This window comes from Acidisphaera rubrifaciens HS-AP3 (genome assembly GCF_000964365.1).
In the GTDB taxonomy this organism is placed as follows: Bacteria; Pseudomonadota; Alphaproteobacteria; order Acetobacterales; family Acetobacteraceae; genus Acidisphaera; species Acidisphaera rubrifaciens.
In genome coordinates this window covers 1-1,704 of the sequence record NZ_BANB01000475.1, presented here as the reverse complement: position 1 = coordinate 1,704, position 1,704 = coordinate 1, and the positions used below count along the sequence as shown (strand labels likewise).

At 71.4% G+C, this 1,704-nt stretch carries 3 protein-coding genes; all 3 read right to left on the bottom strand.

The features are described 5' to 3' along the window. Positions 1–452 (bottom strand): acyl-CoA dehydrogenase family protein (locus tag B8460_RS13255; RefSeq protein WP_048862081.1); only part of this gene is annotated, 452 nt, incomplete at its 3' end. Positions 453–524: 72 nt separating this feature from the next. After that, positions 525–1,148 carry an FMN-dependent NADH-azoreductase gene (locus B8460_RS13250; protein ID WP_048862080.1) on the bottom strand — a complete coding sequence of 208 codons (624 nt, stop codon included), beginning with the start codon at positions 1,146–1,148 and terminating at the stop codon, positions 525–527. Between the two features lie 19 nt (positions 1,149–1,167). Then, positions 1,168–1,704 (bottom strand): peroxiredoxin (locus B8460_RS13245; RefSeq protein WP_048862079.1); only part of this gene is annotated, 537 nt, incomplete at its 5' end.

Genomic DNA, 1,704 nt, shown 5'->3' with positions numbered 1-1,704 from the left:
GCCGTCACCACGAAGGCGCGCGCGCCGGCGGCCATCGGCACGAACACCTTGCGCCCGCGCAGCCGGCCGCCGGCGAGGGTGGTGTCGCCCGCCAACTCCAGGCTGCCGGTCCGCTCCTGCCACGCGGGCAGCACGAGGCGGTCGTCGGCCAGCAGCGGCGGGTGGATGGCGGCGGCCATGGCGGCGCCGATCAGCGGCTCCGGCACCAAGCCCGCGCCCAGCTCCTCCACCAGCGCGCAGAAGGCGCGCATGCCGAGGCCGGCGCCGCCCTCGGCCTCGGCGACGCGGAAGCCGGGCCAACCCATCTCGCGGATCGTGGCCCAGGTGGCGGGGTCGAAGCCGGGGGTGGCGAAGCGGAGTGCGCGCACCCGGCGCAGATCGCCGCCCGGGGGCGCGACGGCGGCCGCGCTTTCCCGGATCAGGCCGATCTCTTCATCGTTCGTGTCGATCATGGCTTCGACACGCCTTACCGCCGGGAAGCCGGCGGCGCCAGAGGGGCCCCGCCGCGTCGCGGCGCGTGGCGGTTATGACCGTCGCGCGAGGGTCGCCGCCGCGTCCCGCGCCGCCGCGCGCGAGGCGGTGTCGGCGTCCGGGCCGTAGAGCAGCTTCTCGGCGGCGATGATCTCGATATCGGTGATGCCGACCATCTTGCCCCAGGCGGTCATGTAGCTTTCCTGGAAGTCGAACTGCGCGCGCGGGAAATCATCGAGCCCGATGCCGCGCGCCGCGACGATGACGAGCCGGCGGCCGCCGAGCAGCCCGTTCAGCCCGCGCTCGTCGAAGGTGAACAGCACGTCCTTCTGCGAGATCGCGTCGATCAGGTGCTTGAGCTTATAGGGGATGCCGAAGTTCCACATCGGCACGCCGATGACGATGACGTCCGCCTTGTGGAAGCGGTCGGCGATCGCGCGTATGCCGTCCCACGCCGCCTGCTGCGACGGCGTCAGCGCCTGTCCCGCGAGGCCCGCGTATTTGGCGTCGAGCGCGTCGCCGTCGAACTCCGGCAACGGCGTGTTCCAGACATCGAGCGTGTCGACGGTGCCGTCGGGGTGCCGCGCCTTCCAGGCGTCGATGAAGGCGTGCGCGACCTCGATCGAGGCCGAGCGCTGCTTGCGCGGCGACGACTCAACGTACAGCAGGTGCGGCAAGGTCGGGTTTCCTCGTTGTTTAATGGGCGGCGGCGTCCGCGGGATGCGTCGCCCGCCACTGCGTCAGCGCCGCGAGCGTGTTCGCGACGTGCTGATCCGGATTGAGGGCGTTGTAGGCATACAGGATCTTGTCGTCGGGCGTGATGACGTAGCTGGTGCGGCTCGCGTACGACGTCATGGGGACGAGGACGGAGTCATACGCCTTCATCACCGCCCGGTCCTTGTCGGCGACCAGCGGGAACTTGCCGGCGCAGTCGTGGACCGAGAACTTGCCGAGGGTCGCGATGTCGTCGCCGGAGACGCCGACCACCTGCGCGCCGAGCTTTCGGTAGTCGTCCATTGCCTGCGCGAAGTCGTGCGCCTCCTGCGTGCAGCCGGAGGTGAAGGCCTGCGGGAAGAAATACAGCACGACCGGCCCGCGCTTCAGCGCGTCGGCGAGGGAGAAGCGCATGGTCTGGCCGCCCTGCGCCGCCTCGGCGGTGAACAGGGGGGCGACACTGCCCGGACGAAGCTGCGCGCGGGCCGGGTGGGGGGCGGTGAGCGCGACCGCGGTCAG